The 17311-nt window shown below is 34.7% G+C and carries 14 protein-coding genes and 2 tRNA genes; 8 read left to right on the forward strand and 8 right to left on the reverse strand.

Going from position 1 to position 17311, the window contains the following annotated elements:
* Nucleotides 1–2: 2 nt before the first annotated feature.
* The 3 genes from dltB to B5P37_RS09135 are packed head-to-tail and all read right to left on the reverse strand — an operon-like array spanning nt 3 to nt 2818.
* Entirely contained in the window at nt 3–1220 is a 1218-nt protein-coding gene (gene dltB, locus B5P37_RS09125; protein WP_085237924.1) for a D-alanyl-lipoteichoic acid biosynthesis protein DltB, read from the reverse strand.
* Nucleotides 1217–2671, reverse strand: coding sequence for a D-alanine--poly(phosphoribitol) ligase subunit DltA (gene dltA / locus B5P37_RS09130; protein ID WP_085237925.1), 1455 nt, complete (start codon nt 2669–2671; stop codon nt 1217–1219). The genes dltB and dltA overlap by 4 nt, the downstream gene beginning before the upstream one ends.
* An 18-nt stretch (nt 2672–2689) precedes the next feature.
* Nucleotides 2690–2818 carry a teichoic acid D-Ala incorporation-associated protein DltX gene (locus B5P37_RS09135; RefSeq protein WP_019167254.1) on the reverse strand — a complete coding sequence of 43 codons (129 nt, stop codon included), beginning with the start codon at nt 2816–2818 and terminating at the stop codon, nt 2690–2692.
* 347 nt (nt 2819–3165) lie between these two features.
* Between B5P37_RS09135 and B5P37_RS09140 the strand changes: the two genes are divergently transcribed.
* Nucleotides 3166–4683, forward strand: coding sequence for a bifunctional metallophosphatase/5'-nucleotidase (locus B5P37_RS09140; RefSeq protein WP_085237926.1), 1518 nt, complete (start codon nt 3166–3168; stop codon nt 4681–4683).
* 505 nt (nt 4684–5188) lie between these two features.
* Here the strand turns inward: B5P37_RS09140 and B5P37_RS09145 are convergent.
* Nucleotides 5189–9214, reverse strand: a complete 4026-nt coding sequence (locus B5P37_RS09145; protein ID WP_085237927.1) for an SdrD B-like domain-containing protein — start codon at nt 9212–9214, stop codon at nt 5189–5191.
* A 1834-nt stretch (nt 9215–11048) separates the two neighbouring features.
* On the opposite strand from B5P37_RS09145, the gene B5P37_RS09155 reads away from it, so the two are divergent.
* From B5P37_RS09155 to B5P37_RS09170, 5 genes are all read left to right on the forward strand, one after another.
* A complete protein-coding gene (locus B5P37_RS09155; RefSeq protein WP_085237929.1) occupies nt 11049–11537 on the forward strand; it encodes a hypothetical protein in 489 nt (162 codons plus the stop codon).
* A gap of 85 nt (nt 11538–11622) precedes the next feature.
* Nucleotides 11623–11931, forward strand: coding sequence for a hypothetical protein (locus B5P37_RS09160; protein WP_145951848.1), 309 nt, complete (start codon nt 11623–11625; stop codon nt 11929–11931).
* 451 nt (nt 11932–12382) lie between these two features.
* On the forward strand, nt 12383–12499 hold the full coding sequence (locus tag B5P37_RS11835; protein WP_103210810.1) for a hypothetical protein: 117 nt from the start codon (nt 12383–12385) through the stop codon (nt 12497–12499).
* A complete protein-coding gene (locus B5P37_RS09165) occupies nt 12492–12689 on the forward strand; it encodes a hypothetical protein (protein ID WP_085237931.1) in 198 nt (65 codons plus the stop codon). Before B5P37_RS11835 ends, B5P37_RS09165 begins: the two co-directional genes overlap by 8 nt.
* 280 nt (nt 12690–12969) lie before the next feature.
* Nucleotides 12970–14232, forward strand: a complete 1263-nt coding sequence (locus B5P37_RS09170; protein ID WP_085238457.1) for an ISL3 family transposase — start codon at nt 12970–12972, stop codon at nt 14230–14232.
* Between the two features lie 129 nt (nt 14233–14361).
* Here B5P37_RS09170 and B5P37_RS09175 read toward each other — a convergent pair.
* The 3 genes from B5P37_RS09175 to B5P37_RS09185 form a co-directional block, all read right to left on the reverse strand.
* A tRNA-Ser gene (locus tag B5P37_RS09175) sits at nt 14362–14450 on the reverse strand.
* Nucleotide 14451: 1 nt separating this feature from the next.
* Nucleotides 14452–14526, reverse strand: a tRNA-Asn gene (locus B5P37_RS09180).
* 206 nt (nt 14527–14732) lie between these two features.
* Nucleotides 14733–15347, reverse strand: coding sequence for a competence protein ComK (locus tag B5P37_RS09185; RefSeq protein WP_085237932.1), 615 nt, complete (start codon nt 15345–15347; stop codon nt 14733–14735).
* Nucleotides 15348–15589: 242 nt separating this feature from the next.
* Here B5P37_RS09185 and B5P37_RS09190 point away from each other — a divergent pair, with 242 nt between their 5' ends.
* Nucleotides 15590–15811 (forward strand): IDEAL domain-containing protein, encoded by a 222-nt coding sequence (locus B5P37_RS09190; protein ID WP_085237933.1) that lies wholly within the window; start codon nt 15590–15592, stop codon nt 15809–15811.
* A 133-nt stretch (nt 15812–15944) separates the two neighbouring features.
* Here the strand turns inward: B5P37_RS09190 and lplA are convergent, their stop codons facing one another.
* Entirely contained in the window at nt 15945–16934 is a 990-nt protein-coding gene (lplA, locus tag B5P37_RS09195) for a lipoate--protein ligase (RefSeq protein WP_085237934.1), read from the reverse strand.
* Nucleotides 16935–17120: 186 nt separating this feature from the next.
* Here lplA and B5P37_RS09200 point away from each other — a divergent pair, with 186 nt between their 5' ends.
* On the forward strand, nt 17121–17306 hold the full coding sequence (locus B5P37_RS09200) for a YkvS family protein (RefSeq protein WP_085237935.1): 186 nt from the start codon (nt 17121–17123) through the stop codon (nt 17304–17306).
* Nucleotides 17307–17311: the final 5 nt, after the last annotated feature.

The following is a 17311-nucleotide window of genomic DNA, read 5'->3' on the forward strand; positions in this document are numbered from 1 at the left end:
CCTTAAATTAAATGTCCTGAAAAGATTAAAAAGCCAAAAGCAACACAGTGGAAAGTAATCAAGATACTCAAGACATTGAGTACGGGATGATCTAATTTACCAAAGCGTTTTTTACGCCATTTTTCATAATGGTTGTACAAAAAGAAAAGTAGTGCGTGATATAAGCCATAAGCAACATAAAACCATTCAAAACCATGCCACAATCCCATGATACCGAAGTTCAATAAGAATGCTAAGTTAGAGACGTGGAATGTCGATTTGATATATTTCTTCTTTGTCATGAAGAAAATAAAGCGCATATAGATACAATCACGGAACCAAAAAGATAAACTCATATGCCATCTATTCCAAAAGTCTTTGATGTTTTTCGCACGAAATGGTTGATTAAAGTTAATCGGTGACTCAATACCGTAAACGTAACTCAATGCGATCGCGAATAAACTATAACCGGCAAAGTCAAAGAACAGGTAGAAGCTATAGCCATACATATAAATGAGATAATCCGTGAATGCATGGAGATCATTCTGATAGGGTGTAACAAAGTATTGTTGTACAAAATGCGCAATAATATATTTGTACAGAAAACCTATCATAATATAGTGAACAGCTTTACCTAACAATGGCCCATATTTATCCAATACAATCGGTTTATCGTAGTCTTTGACGAAACGGCGATAGCGATCAATCGGACCAGAAGAAATGGTCGGGAAGAAAGTGATGAACTGCACGAGTTTCTTCACATCTACCGTTTGCTTTAATGTGCCATCATGGATTTCCATAATTAATTGGACACTCTTAAACATAATATAAGAGATCCCAAGAAAACCAAAGAGTTCGACGAGTTTCGAACTGTGTAAATGGAGTTGGCCTGAACCTAACCATGAACTTTGCAAGAGTTTGACCATAAAGAGCGGTGCTATCGATAAAATCATCGTAGTGACATACAGTGCTGTAGAACGCCCTTTAGCTCTAAAATGTTCGAAACCTTTAATAATGATTGTTTGCCATACGATATACAAAAACAAACTCATTAAGTGATAACTTAAATAACTCATACCAAAAAAATTGTGTTTGTCATCAGCAAAGATAATGACAATCATAATGAACGTGCTGATGAAGTTGTAAATTTTTGATCGTTTGCCTAATAGTCCAAGTATCATAACAGGTAAAAGTACAATCAGTGCAATCGCAAAAAAGTGAAAGCTACTATATGGGATCATGATTGATATACCTCGTTAATGCGTTTACGGTCAAGCTTTCCGTTATTTGTTAATGGCATATCTTCCGCAACTTCAATCTTTTTAGGAATCATATAATCTGGCAATTCGCTTTTTAAGTGTTGCTTGACATCTTTAGAAATATCAGCAATATCGACATTCTCAGCGTTCAGCTTAATGACACCTTTTAAATATACGATTTTATCTTTTTTATAAATAGGTACAACCATGGATGTGCTGACGTAAGATAAAGCATTCATTTTGGCTTCGATTTCTTCAAGTTCCATACGATAACCATTGTATTTAATTTGATTATCGATACGTCCCTTCACAAACCACAAACCATCTTCAAAAGTGGCTTTATCTCCAGAGTAGTATGCACGTTGACCCCCATCTGAAAAGAAAGCTTTTTCAGTTTTCTCAGGATCTTTCAAATAACCCGCACTGACAGAACTTCCTTTAATAATCAGTTCGCCTTCTTCAGTTAAATCTAACGTTGTGCCACTTCTAGGAAGACCCACAGGAACCGCTTGATGACGATCTAGGACTGATTGTGTGACGCGTACGCTTGTAATGGCAACAGTTGCTTCTGTTGGCCCATACGTGTTGTATAAATAAGATTGTGGGAATTTATTTAACAGTGACTGTGCTGTATGGTGACCTAACACTTCTCCACAGAATAAAAATGTACGTAAGTATGCCATATCTTTTTCATTCATATTAGGCAACATTAAACAAATTTCCATAAAAGAAGGTGTGGAAACCCAAACGTTAATCTTTTCACTCTGGAATAATTCATATAATTTTTTAGGTGCAGCAATCATTTCTTTATTGACTAATAATAATGTCCCACCCGAAAGGAGACATGGATAAATCGCCATAACGGACAAGTCGAATGAGAATGGGGCTTGGTTTAACCATATATCTTTTGTATGGTATTGATTCAGCAAATCAACCCAGTTCGCAAATTCTACAAGGCTCTCATAATAAATCTTCACACCTTTAGGTAACCCCGTTGATCCTGATGTGAAAATCGTATAAGCAATCGCGTCACTTTTCATAAGTGGTAGGGATTGTACGGCTTCAAACGCGCGTATATCTTGAATAACATATTCATGTACCCCTTCAAAATTGAGCGGTGTGTCAGTTGTGTTGATCACAAATTGTGGTGAAACTTTGTCGAAAATGTGTTGAATACGGTTTGTTGGTATGGACTGATCAATTGGGACATAACCGCATCCAGCTTTTAAGGCAGCAATCATACCAACTACCATAAAAGGAGACATATGACCGTATACAATAACAGGATTTTTGCTCTCTAGTAACTGTGCAGCAAGACGTGATGAGTAGTTTTCTAACTCTAGATAAGTTAATGTTTCATCCTGATGTTGTACGGCTACGTAGTCCGGTTGCGTTTGACTGTGCTGTGTAATCATTTTTAAAACATCTTTCATGTTTTGGCTCCTTTAACATTAAAAATCATTATAGATGAATGTGTTTTGTGTATCGCCATTACCATAAATAAAATACAATGTCAGCATAATAGCAAAATAAAGTAATGTTAATGCGACCGTTTTAATAGGTAATTGATTTAATTTCATAATATTTTCACCCTTTGCCTCATTTGACGTGATGATTAAACGATGTCATTTAACCCGGATAAAGATAATTTAATTTAATATATTCTGAAAGTCAATTCATTTATTGAAAAAAAGGATAAAAATACAAGAAAATAGGTCTCCAGTTGTATGGTGTGAGGTTAAATAAATAAAAGTATATTTAAAATTGTTTTTATTGTTGAACAGCATTTTGAAAACAATTTTAATATTGATAATTTTTAATGATGTATCACACGTTTATGATGTTATATGAAAATAAGCGGAAGGTCAATAGTTGTCCCAAGTGAGATATGATAAAATAAGTACAAAGGGATGCGAGGTGAGAGATGATGAGCGTACATGACGAAATCAGGATACACATTATAGCCACATCTGACATGCATAGTCAGATACTGAATGAAAGCGAACGATCAAATATTTATCGTGCAGGGACATATATTAATGAAGTGCGTCAGAAGCACCAGCACGTCGTTTTAGTGGATAATGGTGGTAACCTAGCCGGAAGTATTACAGCGTTTTATTACGCCATTATAGCACCTTATAAGCGACATCCGATGATTAAATTGATGAATGCCATGAACTATGATGCGAGTGGCATGAGTGAAAATGAATTTAAATATGGTTTGGACTTTTTTAATCGTTCAGCAGCTTTATCACGTTTTCCATGGTTGTCAGCCAATGTCGTTTATGCAGTGACACACGAACCTTATTTTTCAACGCCCTACACTGTTAAATATATTGAAGGGCTTAAGCTCGTTGTGATTGGACTTTCTTCTGAAGGATTAATGAGAAATGAAAATATTGAAATGGAATCAGAAGTGATGGTAGAAAGCGCGACATTTGCTGCACAGCGATGGATACAATATATTTACGAGACGATTGAGCCAGATTTCCTCATTGTACTTTATCATGGCGGATTATCAAAACTGAGTCATTCACATGATGCAGTAAGTAAAAATCAAGCAGAAGAGATTATGAGAAAAGCTGGAATGATTGATTTAATGATCACTGGACATCAACATGAAATGATGATTGAAAATGATGGGACGACATTATTCGTACAAGCCGGACAAAATGCTGAGACAGTGGTTCATGTGAAGGCACATTTTAGAAAGCGACGTAATTCTTTTGAACTGCTAAAAATGGAACCTAAAATTGTTACTTTAACAGATTATCCAGAAGCTCAAGACTTACTGAATTTGACCTATTATGATCGTAAAGCAATCTGGAATTGGAAAAATGAATATGTGACTTCGCGAGCAATTGATATGCATTTTGACACTTTTCACGATTTGATTTCTACGCCACAAATGCATCCGTATATTCAATTGCTACATCAAAGTTTATATCGTGAAACAGATATTCCAATCACATGTGTTCATTTACCATTACCTCATGCAACGGGATTAAAAGGGCAATTGAAGAATGAAGATATTTATTATAGCTATCCACATCCTGATAAACCGATTCATTTAACGCTAAAAGGAGCGGATATATTACGGTTAATTGAGACAAGTGTTGCGCACCTTACACAAGAGGAAGGCAAGTGGGAACTGAGAGACACGGATCCTACACACTTTTTGTTTTGGAGTGGCTTTGATTATGTGATAGATGTATCCCAACCGAGTCATCAACGTGTGACGAAGTTTGAGCTGCGTCATGATTTTAGTTATCGTGTCGTTACGACAGATTATATCTATCGTCATTATCGACATCTACTCACGCGGGCTATCGTTCATCAAACACTTCCTATAACGATGCCTGAATTGTTAGTACGTGAGTTACGTACATTTGAAGATACGTCTGTTCCTTTAGCACAAAACATGCAGTTTAAAAGCTACAGATAAGCAAATATAAAAAGCTAATTTCTATTGTTAGGATTTTAATAGAATTAGCTTTTATTTTTTGTATATCACGACAACGCTGTAACTTAATTTCTTCTATTATAAAAGACATTGTCTAAGGTTGAGTTTTTTCGGCCTGAAGTGTTATTTGAGACATTTTATGTATGCATTACAGTGAATCTTCTCACGGCATTTGTCGTACATCATTAAAAATAAAGGGGTAAAACATTGAAAATCAAGCTTCATAGCGCGTAAAACACGTTAAACAGAGGCATAATGCTGTGCAAAATGACGAGACTTTAGTCATATAGTCAAATTTAGAACCTGAAAAAGCCCCAGCTTCTCATTAAAACTTTAAGAAGCTGAGGCAAAGACGCATGACATCATACACGCAATAGGATGACAAGTGACGTTGTCAATAAAACACGCATCACTTGATCAAAGCATGTACATGATGAATCTTTATCGTTAGATCTAGTTGTTTAAATCAATCCAACTTGAATTGTGATTAATGTGATTGCTTTTTCGATTTACGTTTTTTACGCGCAAATAAGAGTGCACCTAATGCTGCTAAAATACCACCTAACAATGTCCCTTGTTGTGATGGGTTTTGACCCGTTTCAGGTAAAGTAGACATGTGTTTTGATGGAGCTGGATGACTTGGTTGTTCCGGACTTGGATTGTTCGGTTGACCTGGTTCACTTGGTTTTTCTGGAGTCGGGTCGTTCGGTTGGCCTGGCTCGCTCGGTTGTTCCGGACTTGGATTGTTTGGTTGACCTGGTTCACTTGGTTTTTCTGGAGTCGGGTCATTTGGTTGACCTGGTTCGCTCGGTTGTTCCGGACTTGGTTGATCTGGTGTATCTTTGTGGAATCCACTATCAATTGTTAAATCGTCATGTCCAGCTACGGTCACTGTCGTAGAAACGCCGTTAGAGTCTTTGTCAGTAGAACCTTGACCAATGACAGTAGGCGTATAACCTTGAGGTGTCGTGAATTCAATTTTGTATTCACCATCATTGACATTGTCAAATAAATAGTTACCGTTTTCATCAGTAACACGTGTACCGATGATATTGCCAGTAGCGTCTTTCAACGTAACAGTCACGCCAGGGATACCTTTTTCATCTGCATCTTGGATACCATCTTTATTAGAGTCTTCCCAAACTTTATCACCAACATTGTAAGTCGGACGATAAAAACCACTGTCGATTGTTAAGTCGTCTGCATTGTTAACAGTGACGTCAACAGATGTGCCATCAGAATCTGTAGCGTTATTACCACCAGCGTGTGTCGCAGTAGGTTGGAAGCCCTCAGGTGTTTGGAAAGTAATTTTGTATTGTCCATTCACTAAATCGTTAAAGTGATACTCACCATTCGCATCTGTAGTCGTTGTAACAGTAGAGCCATCAGGGCGTGTTAACGTAACAGTCACTCCAGAGATACCTTTTTCATCTGCATCTTGGATACCGTCTTTGTTAGAATCTTCCCAAACTTTATCACCAACGCTGAAAGTCGGACGATAGAAACCGCTGTCGATTGTAACGTCGTCATGTCCAGCTACGGTTACTGTCGTAGAAACACCATTAGAGTCTTTGTCAGTAGAACCTTGACCAATGACAGTAGGCGTATAACCTTGAGGTGTCGTGAATTCAATTTTGTATTCACCATCATTGACATTGTCAAATAAATAGTTACCGTTAGCATCAGTGACTTGTGTACCGATGACATTACCAGCATTGTCTTTCAACGTAACAGTGACACCAGAGATACCTTTTTCGTTATCCTGTTGGATACCGTCTTTGTTAGAGTCTTCCCAAACTTTATCACCAACTTTGTAAGTCGGGCGATAGAAACCGCTGTCGATTGTAACGTCGTCATGTCCAGCTACGGTTACTGTCGTAGAAACGCCGTTAGAATCTTTGTCAGCAGTCCCTTGACCAGTCACTGTAGGCGTATAACCTTGAGGTGTCGTGAATTCAATTTTGTATTCACCATCATTGACATTGTCAAATAAATAGTTACCGTTAGCATCAGTGACTTGTGTACCGATGACATTACCAGCAGTATCTTTCAACGTAACAGTTACGCCAGAGATACCTTTTTCGTTATCCTGTTGGATACCGTCTTTGTTAGAGTCTTCCCAAACTTTATCACCGACATTGTAAGTCGGGCGATAGAAACCGCTGTCGATTGTAAGGTCATCTTGACCAGCCACGATAAGGTTTGTAGATACGCCATTAGAATCATTTTCAACAGGACCTTGTCCAGTTATTGTAGGTGTATAACCTTCAGGTGTCGTGAAGTCAATATGATATTCACCTTCTGCAACTTTCTCAAATAAATAATTTCCATTTGCATCAGTGACTTGTGTGCCAACGATATTTCCGTCAGTATCTTTCAACGTGACAGTCACACCAGAGATACCTTTTTCATCTGCATCTTGGATACCGTTTTTATTTGAATCTTCCCAAACTTTATCACCGACATTATATTTTGGTGTTTCAGTCAGATAAAAACCTTGGTCAACTGTTAAATTATTTCCGTCACTGATAATTGCAGGTGCACGTAATGGACCGTCAGAATCAAGCGCATCGTTTTCTTGATTAGCTACAGTTGGTGTGTAATTTGCAGGTGTTTCAAAGTCAACGTAATAAACACCATTTTTCAGTTTGTTGAAAACATATTTTCCGTTTGTATTTGTTTCTGTTGTTGCAATAACTGTGCCATTACTGTCTTTTAATGTGACTTTAACGTTTGGAATACCGACTTCTCCAGCATCTTGAATACCGTTTTTGTTGACATCGTTCCACACTTTGTCACCAAGATTATACAAGGCTTCTGTTCCGTCTGCTGTTCCGCTTGAAGCACTTTTTAAAATGTCATTATCCCAAGTAATAGTATCATACTGGTTATAGGCATTTTTAGTATACATAATAGAACGTAATTGTAAATCCGCTTTTGAATCAGCGACTTCTTTACTTGTTACTTTAACAATATAGCGTGCACCATTTAGTGTACCGAAGTTAATGTCTGCAACGTTGTCTTTATTGTAATATGTTATGTTAAATTGATTTGTAACATCTTGATAATCACCATCATTAACTCCAAAGCTACTATTTAAATTTTGATTATCATTTACTTTAAAAATTTGAATTTTTGAATTCTGCTGATTTAATTGTCCATTACTCGCTGTTGGATCTTTTTGGAAGCCTTGAACTCTAACGACTGAATCAGTGGCAGTCATTTTTAGTGGATTAACATAAATGTATTGTTCATAATCCCCCGTTTTAGTATCTTCCATAGTAATCATTGACTTTAAATTGGAATCTTTGTAATTATAATATTTGCCATAGTAAACATCAAGGTTCGTTTCAAAAGATTCTCCGGCTACGTCATATTTTAACGGATAAACTTGTGAATTAGGTGCTGCTTTACGGTCCATAAATTGTGTTAAATTAAATGACCCAGTAACGTTCGTTAAATTATTGACTACATTTGTAAATGTGTATGTCATCTTATGAGTAGGGACATCATAAGTTCCAATAGCAATAACTTGACCATCTGCGCTTTTTAGTGATTCTCGATCATCTGAATGGTAACGTGTATCTCCATAAATATTGACAGTCTCTGGCATTGTAACTGTAAAGTAATCGCCTTCTTTGACGTCACCATTTACAGTAAACTGAGTTCTTAAATAAAAGCTTCCGGAGTTATTTGGCTCAATGTATGATTCAGTAGTTTTGATATTTGATGCAGTGACTTTATCATTTACATTGCTTCCTCCAGCAGCGGTGGGTTGTGTCGTTGTTGCATCTAATGCACGAGCTTGTGTTGTTCCCTCAATCTTTGTTAATTGTGAAGGAGACGCAGGTGTATTAATAGTGTTAACATTTTGAATATTCGCATTTTCGCCTGATTGTGGTGTCGATTCAGTTGGTTGTTCAGCTGAAGCCGCTTGAGTTGTTGGTGTTGTGTTTGTATTTTCAGTAGATGGAAGTTCTTGTGTATTTGTCTGTGGTGAAGTAGTCGTATTGCTTTGTTCCGATGTCGTTGTAGGTTGAGATTCTGAAAGAGGGGTTGTTTCTTGTTGCTCTTTAGATTGACCGTTTGCTGTATCAGTACTAGTATTCGTATCTACTTTGTTCGCATCTGCGCTTGGTTCAGTTTTGTTATTGGATGAATCAGCTGTTTGTGTTCCATCACTTGGGTTTGTTGTTTCTGTTGTTTCTGTTGCTTGAGTTGCTGGACTACTTTGTTCTGGATTGCTTTGAGAAGGGGATTGTACATCGGTTGGCGCTTGTGTATTTGTATTTGTCGCTTCTGTTGATGCGGATGAATCAACTGTATTTTGACTTGGATTTTCTTTTAATTGTGTTACGGTTACAGGTGCTGTTGAATTCTCCGCCGCAAATGCCTCGTGGTGGATTCCAAAAAATGCCACAGTTCCTATCAAGAAAGAGGCTGTACCCACAGAACACTTTCGGATAGAAAACCGCGAAAGGGTTTTGTTTTTAATAGGGTTATTCTTATTCATAAAATATCATCTCCAAATTACGTTTCTTGTTTATCTTTTTTTTAAGCCGACGTGTTAAAATCCTATCACAATAAATTGATTAATACAATTAAAAGAGATTAAAATATTTAATTAATCAAGCATTATTATAACGGGATACGCCATATTTTAACTTTTTTAATATTTAGCAAAAGTATTAACGAAAATATTAACAGTCAAACTTGATGCGATTGTCATATATATTAAATAATAATACAAAGGTAAAATTAAACAAAAGAGCCTTATAAACATTAATAATGTTAAAGAGAGATTAAAATTATAAAAATATCACACCTTAAAACTTAAATGACATACAATATATGATTTATTATGTTTAAAAATAATGCTTTTACGACGTACAAAAAAAATAAATTTGTCGAAAAAAATAAGTGTTTTTAAGAAAAAGTAACTTTTGTAACTATTGAGGGGTTGTTTTACGAAATCGAATGAAGTAATTTGATACGTATGAAGGTATAAATTCTGTTCATTTATGAAAAAAGGAGTATAACATGTGAAATAGGTATATATGAAAGTGTTTTGTACTTAAAAATAAAAAAGAAAAATCAGTAAAAGGGACTGGATAAGTTAGAAAACTCACTTATCATATAAGGATACCAAATAGAAGGGAGGTAAATAAATAGAGAAACAAAAAAGTTCAAAAGCTTTAAGTTCTCGATAAAACTTAACTTGGCGGTTATCGTAATCGAGATAGCTTTCGAACTCAACTAAATAACGAGAGGGCAATTTCCCTTTCAAATTTAATGTATAATGTTCTTCATTTATGTGCAAACTATGAGGATAAAATATAGCATCAGAAAAACGAACATAAAAGAAAAACTTGAATTTATAGCATGTTTGCTATTTGTAGTATTGGGGATATGTATAGCAAATGCGGTGTTCTAAGTGAGAAACGAAATTATAAAACTACTTAACTCTGATATTAGTGCATACAAAATAAGTAAAGAGGCAGGTATGAACGAAGCGACTATTAAACAATTAAGGTTAGGTAAGTCTAAATTAGATAGATTAGGTTTGTTGAATGCTGAAAAACTATACAACTACCAAAAGAAACTCGATAAAGAAAACGAATAAATAACCCCCGCCTACAATAGATGGGGGTTATTTTAAGTCATGACACATTTTTGACACGTGTAAAACAAAACCTCTTTAACAACGAGTGTTAGAGGGGTTAATTTACGGATTTTACAAGAGTTCGGTGTACCGACTCAATCTCCAGTTGACATTCCACTGCAGCACACAGAAGAAGAGGAAGACTACATCATAGAGTAGCCTTCCCCAATACCCCGCCTGAAATAAATGGGGTTATTTTTAATAAAAAACACGGGGGACGTTCCGGGGACGTTTTTCTAATTTTTACGCTTTTCAGGGACGTTCCGGGGACGTAAAAATCTAAATACGAGGTTTAACGAAAAACAACCAAATACAACAAAACACCGTCATATCAACGTTTGTGTTACGAGATATAACGGTGTATTAACGAAAAATAAGCAAAATACGGAAACGGAGATATAGACATAATAGCTTTAATAGATTTGAGGAAGAATAAAGGTTTTCAATTAGCGAGTGATGAAAAATTACAGCAGAAACTTCGATGTTATACAAAAGAAAAATATAATGTTGATTTTTTATGTGCTCCTGATTCTAGAACTCTCGATAAAAATATAGATCAATATATAGATGTATATTCAAATCTAAAAAGACAAGAAACAGGTTGGATAAAATTTTTCAGCACCGATAGAAACGGCAATAAAAAAGCGCTCATAAGATTACATATGTACTAGGAGGTGTGAATTTTATGAAAAAGATAACTGATTTTTTAGTAGACGATAACGAACTAAATAAAATTAAAAATAGTAGCTATAGAAATATATTAGAAGTAGGCAACAAAAGGATGATTTCGTTTCAAGATGAAATAGAAAAGAAATCAAACAAAGTTGAAATTAAGATATTTTCAGATCTAAAAAGTGGAACAATTGATTTAGTGAGTTTAAATCAAATTATTGGTGGTTTACAAAAGATTTACACATACGCATTAAACTACAAATCTGGAAATAGCGCTTTAAAGGGTAAAATATCAGAAAAGGTAAAAGAACAAAGTACATTAATATTAAATAACACATATGCTGGTTCATATATTTTAGAGTTAGAAAGAAACCCGAATAGTCAAATCGATATGAATGATGTTGAAAATAATGATTTTTATATTTTTGATGAAGTTTTTAAGTCTTCCGATGATTTTAACCCGGAAACAAACATAAAAAAACTGGGGTATAGGACTTTTTAAAGCTATCAGAAAATGGTATAAAGAACTTGATGAAGATAAGTTGGAAATTACATATAAGAATAGGGATAGTCAAAAAGAAATAATTATGGATAATAAAACTATTCATAATATCAATAGTATACTTGAAGCGGTAAATGAAAAAGAAACCAAGGTTAATATACAGAAAAAGGGTAAGATTGTATACGTTGATCATAAAAATAGTGTTATAAATTTTCAAACAACAGATGATTTATATAGAATTCATGTATTAGGTGATGATTTTAGAAACATAAACATAAAAACCAATAAGGAATTCAATTTAAATTTTTGTGAAATATTATATGAAGTATCTAATATTGAGATATCCAAAAAATATGAGTGTAATATTAATAGTTTAGAGTATGGAAAAGATTAACAATTTTATATTGTTGTGATTTTTTGTTATAATACAAACAAATAGCGGTACACAGCTGCGGAGTGTACTTGAGGCTAACTGTTGCGACGGTTGCCTATTCACCACCACACCTCATCGGTGTGGTATTTTTTATGTAAAAATTTTAAAAAAGTTAGTGAAAAGGGATTGACTATATTCCTTCTGGGTAGTATAATAGTTTATGTAAGGTGGTTAATGCCTTACGCACTTCAAGTGAAGGGAGGGTAAAACCTTGGTTTACTTGATAGAAAAAGCGCTAGAACAACCAGCATCGTTGTTGATACTAGTTCTTCCAGCGCTATTAAAACAACTTAGAATGTGGCACCTAGGTTATCTGGCGACCAAACAAGATAACCAAGACAAGTAATCTAATGGAGCCTTTTGGCTCCTCCTTACACTTGAAGTATATAATAAATTTTGGAGGTTTTCAAATATGACAGGTCAAATGTATTTATCATTATTTATATTAAGCCTACCATTATTATTGTTTATAGGAAGAAAAACGCATTTCTATTACTTAGATAAAAAGAATGTGAAGAAAAATGACTGAATTTAAAAAATCAATCCAAAAATTACTAGATAGCGATGTGTCAGGATATAGAATATTTAAAGATACTGGTATATCACAAGCGCGTATTTCCGATTTAAGAAGAGGTGTTAGAGAACTAGGAGGTATTTCTCTTGATACTGCAGAAAAACTTTACAACTACCAAAAACAACTCGAACGAGAAAATAAATAAAAAACTACCCCGCCTGCAATAGGTGGGGGGTATTCATTTTGAAAATTAATTTGGTCAAAAAATGGTCAATGAGAGACGTAAAAAGTAAAAATATTTTTTATTTGACCATAAATTGACCGCTTTATTTCGAATCAGATGTCAACGAATATTGGTTCTATACTTTTAACGGTTGGTGATTTTTTCACTGGCCGTTATTTTTGTTTTAAATTCAAAAATAGCACAAATATCTCTATAATTGTAAGTGACAAAACCAACAAATTAAGGAGAGATATTCGTGCCTATGTATAATGATATATCAGAAATGATTGGAATAAAAGTATCAAATTTAAAAATCACTGAATGTTTAGGTATTCAAACCTTCAAGAACGTTCAATCATTGTTTTATAAAGGGGTTTTAACTTATCAACCTAAAGGTTGTGAGTGTTGTGGTATCAAGAATGAGCAACACACAGTTATTAAAAATGGCTTTCGCAGTACAAGAGTGTATATGGGGCTTATTCTTGAAAGGCCTAGTTATCTTGTGTTAAAAAAGCAACGCTTCTATTGTAAAGCTTGTGGTCAAACTTTTACGGCTAAAACACCATATATAGAACCGCGTTGTACAATTTCTAATGACGTAAAACTAATGGTGACGAGAAAGCTCGCCACTGTCATATCTGAAAAAGATATAGCGAATAGTGTTTTAGTTTCACCTTCAACTGTTCATCGGTATTTGAAAGACCTAGGGGAAGCAGTAAAAACACAACCTAGTGATATATTGCCCCAACATTTATCCTTTGATGAATTTAAGTCAACTAATGATGTCGACAGCTCTATGAGCTTTATATACTGTGATAGTATCACGCATGATATTATTGATATCTTGCCAGATCGACGTAAGTTCAAGTTGGAAGAATACTTTTTAAGATTCTCAAGAAAGCAGCGTGAAGGAGTTAAAAGTGTTTCTATTGATATGTATCCACCATACATGTCGCTAATTCAATCATTATTTCCCAATGCAGATATTATCTTAGACCGTTTTCATATTGTTCAAGCGGTTAACCGTGAAATCAATCACAGTCGCGTTAAAACAATGAATAGTTTTAAGACTAGAGAAAAACCCAAGTACAATAAATTAAAACGGTATTGGAAGCTTTTATTAAAATCTCCAATTGAATTAGACAGAGTCCACTATCACTCGTTCAGACTTTTTAATACATGGCATAGTCAGTATAGTTTAGTACAATTCTTGTTAACTTTTGATGAAGAATTCCAATTAACGTATGAAGCAGGGCATCATATTCTAGAAACTCTAAGATCAAATGGACTCAAACGTGTTATTAACACACTCATAAAATATATACCTTATATTTCAAATACGATTCAAAATCCTCATTTGACCAATGGTCCAATTGAAGGTATTAACAATAAAATAAAGCTTATTAAGCGTGTCTCTTATGGTTATAGAAATTTTTATAACTTTAGAAATAGGATTTTAATTATTTCAAGGTTATACGTAAGTGAATATAAAAAACGTACTAAGCAACAAAAAATTGCCACTTAGTACGATATTTCTTCACCAACCGACGTTGACAAAGAGCCCGAATATTAAGTGAAAATAAAAAGAACGCCGTAATAACAGCGTTCTTCATAGTTTTAAGAAAACAAATATTAACCATTGTTTCCTATCTTACGGAAACGGAGGGATTCGAACCCTCGCGCCGCTTTCACGACCTACACCCTTAGCAGGGGCGCCTCTTCAGCCAACTTGAGTACGTTTCCATGGCTCCACAGGTAGGACTCGAACCTACGACCGATCGGTTAACAGCCGATAGCTCTACCACTGAGCTACTGTGGAATGTTTTTTTCAATCACAAATACTATTATAGCAATATCAATTAAGAAATCAAGGGATAACGATAAAAAAGTTAACGGAATATTTACACTATGCGTATACAACTTCCGTTAACTTTACACTTTGTTAATGGATTGAAATAATAATCGTTGAATGATATGACAATTGAATGATTTCTTGTGAAATATTCATACGGATGAGCGTTTAGGCTACAGGTAATCTTGGACTTTCTTTTCTTCTAATTCTTTTTTCGTTTTTTCTAATAGTGCGTATTGAGATAAGGCTTCAAAGATGTTAAAGCGTTGCTGATTGTAATCAATAGGCTTTTCCGGATTATGCGTTTGTACTTGATTAGATCTTGTCATTAAATAAGAAAAGTAAATGCAGTTCAAAAATTGATGCTTAATACTGTGATGAGAGATGTTGATGATCACAGATTCTTCATTAGCAAAAGTAACTTTACAACGAGCGCCTTTCATTGGCTTAAGTTTAACGACATAATGCATATTCAACCAGGAATTCTCAGGAACTCTGTCAGAATGAGTGGGGAAAAAGTAGGTTTGATAAATCGGAGTGAGCAAGATAGGGGTTTTGTTGGAGATACGTGCGATTCTTTTTGCCTGTGCTTTTCTCCCAGAGTATGTTTCCCCATAATGTTTACAACTACGCTCCATGATACGTTGGACACGATCGTGAATAATAAAATGTGCACCATCGTATCTATAAATTTCGGTACTCATCAGTATGCCATCAGGGCCATCAACAGGCCTTAAAAACATATCTCCTTTACAAATGGCGTATGTGGTATTGGAACTTTGGTCCATGTTCGAACCCTCCTGTCTATAAAAAGGTGTAGGTTCTCTCTTTCTAATACTAATTATATGAATATTCTGAATGAAGTCAATTTTACTTTGTTTCTTTAAGTTTACTATTACATTAATTAGATAAAATTCTGACTTAATTACTTTAAAAATTCAGAATATTCATTGCGTTTTTAAGTGTATTTCGGTATACTGTTAAATAACTTAAGAGTCTATAGATGATAAATACAAAGGAGTGACTCAATATGAAAAATCAAACAGACGTAAAAAAACTGATTGTATTTGACCCAATTCTTACGATTAAACAATTAGGCGTGGAAATTGTGATTGCACAAGCATTGAAAAATCAGCGTAAGCAAGCATTACGACGTTTGATTGACGAGGCGTTAATCAATAAAAATGAACGTGCGTTTTTAGCCTATACGGAAGAATATTTAGAGCTGGAGGCAGAGGATTGTGAACAGTAGCACAATTGAAAATGTTTCAAAATAAACAGGACGATCCGTCATATAAGGAGCGTCCTGTTTTTAATGCGGTTTTCTAATAGAAGTTGAATTTGTTTTGAATAAACACCAATGATTTAAGAGGTGTTTTGGTGCCTTAAAGCATCATGTCAATTAATTCATCGCGAGGAATATCACCGAAATAATGATAAAAATCATAATCGTTAAGGGCATCTTGAATTGCGCTTTTTTGGTGTAAAACATCAATTAAAGCATTTTCAAGTTCAGAGATTTCACCTTCACCAAAAAAGTCTCCAAAAATTTTGGCGTGTGCAATACGGCCTTTTTTGACATCAAGTTTGATTTGTACGAACCCTTTTTCAAATTTATGTTCACGCTCAAAATTGTATTTTGGATTTTTACCGTAATTCCATTCCCAAGTGCGATATTTCTCATTACTTAATTTTTCGATATTATTCCAATCTTGCTCGGTCAGTGTGTAAGTCTCAACTTCGGCTTCACCAAATAATTTTTTTAGAATGATGGTTTTAAATGTTTCGATGTCGAGAGGGGAATCTAAAAATTCTTGGATATTGGCAACCCGTTTACGAACAGATTTGACACCTTTTGATTTGATTTTAGCGGGATTTACGCGCAAAGCATTTTGAACTTCGTCTAATTCACTGTTCAACATCAGGGTGCCGTGACTAAACATCCGATCTTTGACTTTCACCATAGCGTTACCTGAAATTTTAGCTTGACCGACTTGTATGTCATTGCGACCAGTTAACTCAGCATTGACACCTAGATCATTTAACACGTCGACAATCGGCTGGGTGAATTTTTTGAAGTTATGAAAGCTTTGACCATCATCCTTGGTAATAAAACTGAAGTTTAAATTTCCGAAATCGTGGTAAACAGCACCGCCTCCAGAGATTCGACGGACTACATCGATGTGATGTTTGTCAACATAAGCTTGGTGCACTTCTTCAATTGTGTTTTGGTTTTTACCGATAATGATCGATGGGCGATTGATATAAAATAGAAAATAGCTGTCATCATCAAGTGGAACAGTATTTAATACGTATTCTTCCATCGCCAAGTTTAAAGCGGGATCGGTATGGTTAAGATTACTAATGAATTTCATTGCGATACACGCCTTTCCATAAATATGTCTTTATTTATGTTATGCATCATTTAATTTCATTTTTCCACTTATGTGTCTCAAAAAGTAGTAGAATATAACTAATTTCTGACAATTATCGTAAATTGTTTATTTAAAATGTAAATTTTAGTACAATATACGCTAGTAAATTCTAAGGGGGGCATTAAAATGACAATTGCAGAAATAGGAGATATTGTAGAATTTCATGATGGTATTAAAGGAAAGGTTGAAAAGATTAATGATAACTCCGTGATTGTAGATTTAACAATCATGGAAAATTTCAGTCAGTTGGATTTACCTGAAAAAACAGTCATTAATCATAAGAGATATAAAATTATTGAACAAAAAGGATAATATGC

Source organism: Staphylococcus lutrae (assembly GCF_002101335.1).
Lineage (GTDB): Bacteria > Bacillota > Bacilli > Staphylococcales > Staphylococcaceae > Staphylococcus > Staphylococcus lutrae.

Coding starts and splice junctions, on each gene's coding strand:
- B5P37_RS09165 (WP_085237931.1), top strand. CDS start 12,492: ATGACTGAATTTAAAAAATCAATCCAAAAATTACTAGATAGCGATGTG.
- B5P37_RS09155 (WP_085237929.1), top strand. CDS start 11,049: ATGAAAAAGATAACTGATTTTTTAGTAGACGATAACGAACTAAATAAA.
- B5P37_RS09135 (WP_019167254.1), bottom strand. CDS start 2,818: ATGAAATTAAATCAATTACCTATTAAAACGGTCGCATTAACATTACTT.
- B5P37_RS09170 (WP_085238457.1), top strand. CDS start 12,970: ATGTATAATGATATATCAGAAATGATTGGAATAAAAGTATCAAATTTA.
- B5P37_RS11835 (WP_103210810.1), top strand. CDS start 12,383: ATGACAGGTCAAATGTATTTATCATTATTTATATTAAGCCTACCATTA.
- lplA (WP_085237934.1), bottom strand. CDS start 16,934: ATGAAATTCATTAGTAATCTTAACCATACCGATCCCGCTTTAAACTTG.
- B5P37_RS09160 (WP_145951848.1), top strand. CDS start 11,623: ATGGATAATAAAACTATTCATAATATCAATAGTATACTTGAAGCGGTA.
- dltA (WP_085237925.1), bottom strand. CDS start 2,671: ATGAAAGATGTTTTAAAAATGATTACACAGCACAGTCAAACGCAACCG.
- B5P37_RS09185 (WP_085237932.1), bottom strand. CDS start 15,347: ATGGACCAAAGTTCCAATACCACATACGCCATTTGTAAAGGAGATATG.
- B5P37_RS09200 (WP_085237935.1), top strand. CDS start 17,121: ATGACAATTGCAGAAATAGGAGATATTGTAGAATTTCATGATGGTATT.
- dltB (WP_085237924.1), bottom strand. CDS start 1,220: ATGATCCCATATAGTAGCTTTCACTTTTTTGCGATTGCACTGATTGTA.
- B5P37_RS09190 (WP_085237933.1), top strand. CDS start 15,590: ATGAAAAATCAAACAGACGTAAAAAAACTGATTGTATTTGACCCAATT.
- B5P37_RS09145 (WP_085237927.1), bottom strand. CDS start 9,214: ATGAATAAGAATAACCCTATTAAAAACAAAACCCTTTCGCGGTTTTCT.
- B5P37_RS09140 (WP_085237926.1), top strand. CDS start 3,166: ATGAGCGTACATGACGAAATCAGGATACACATTATAGCCACATCTGAC.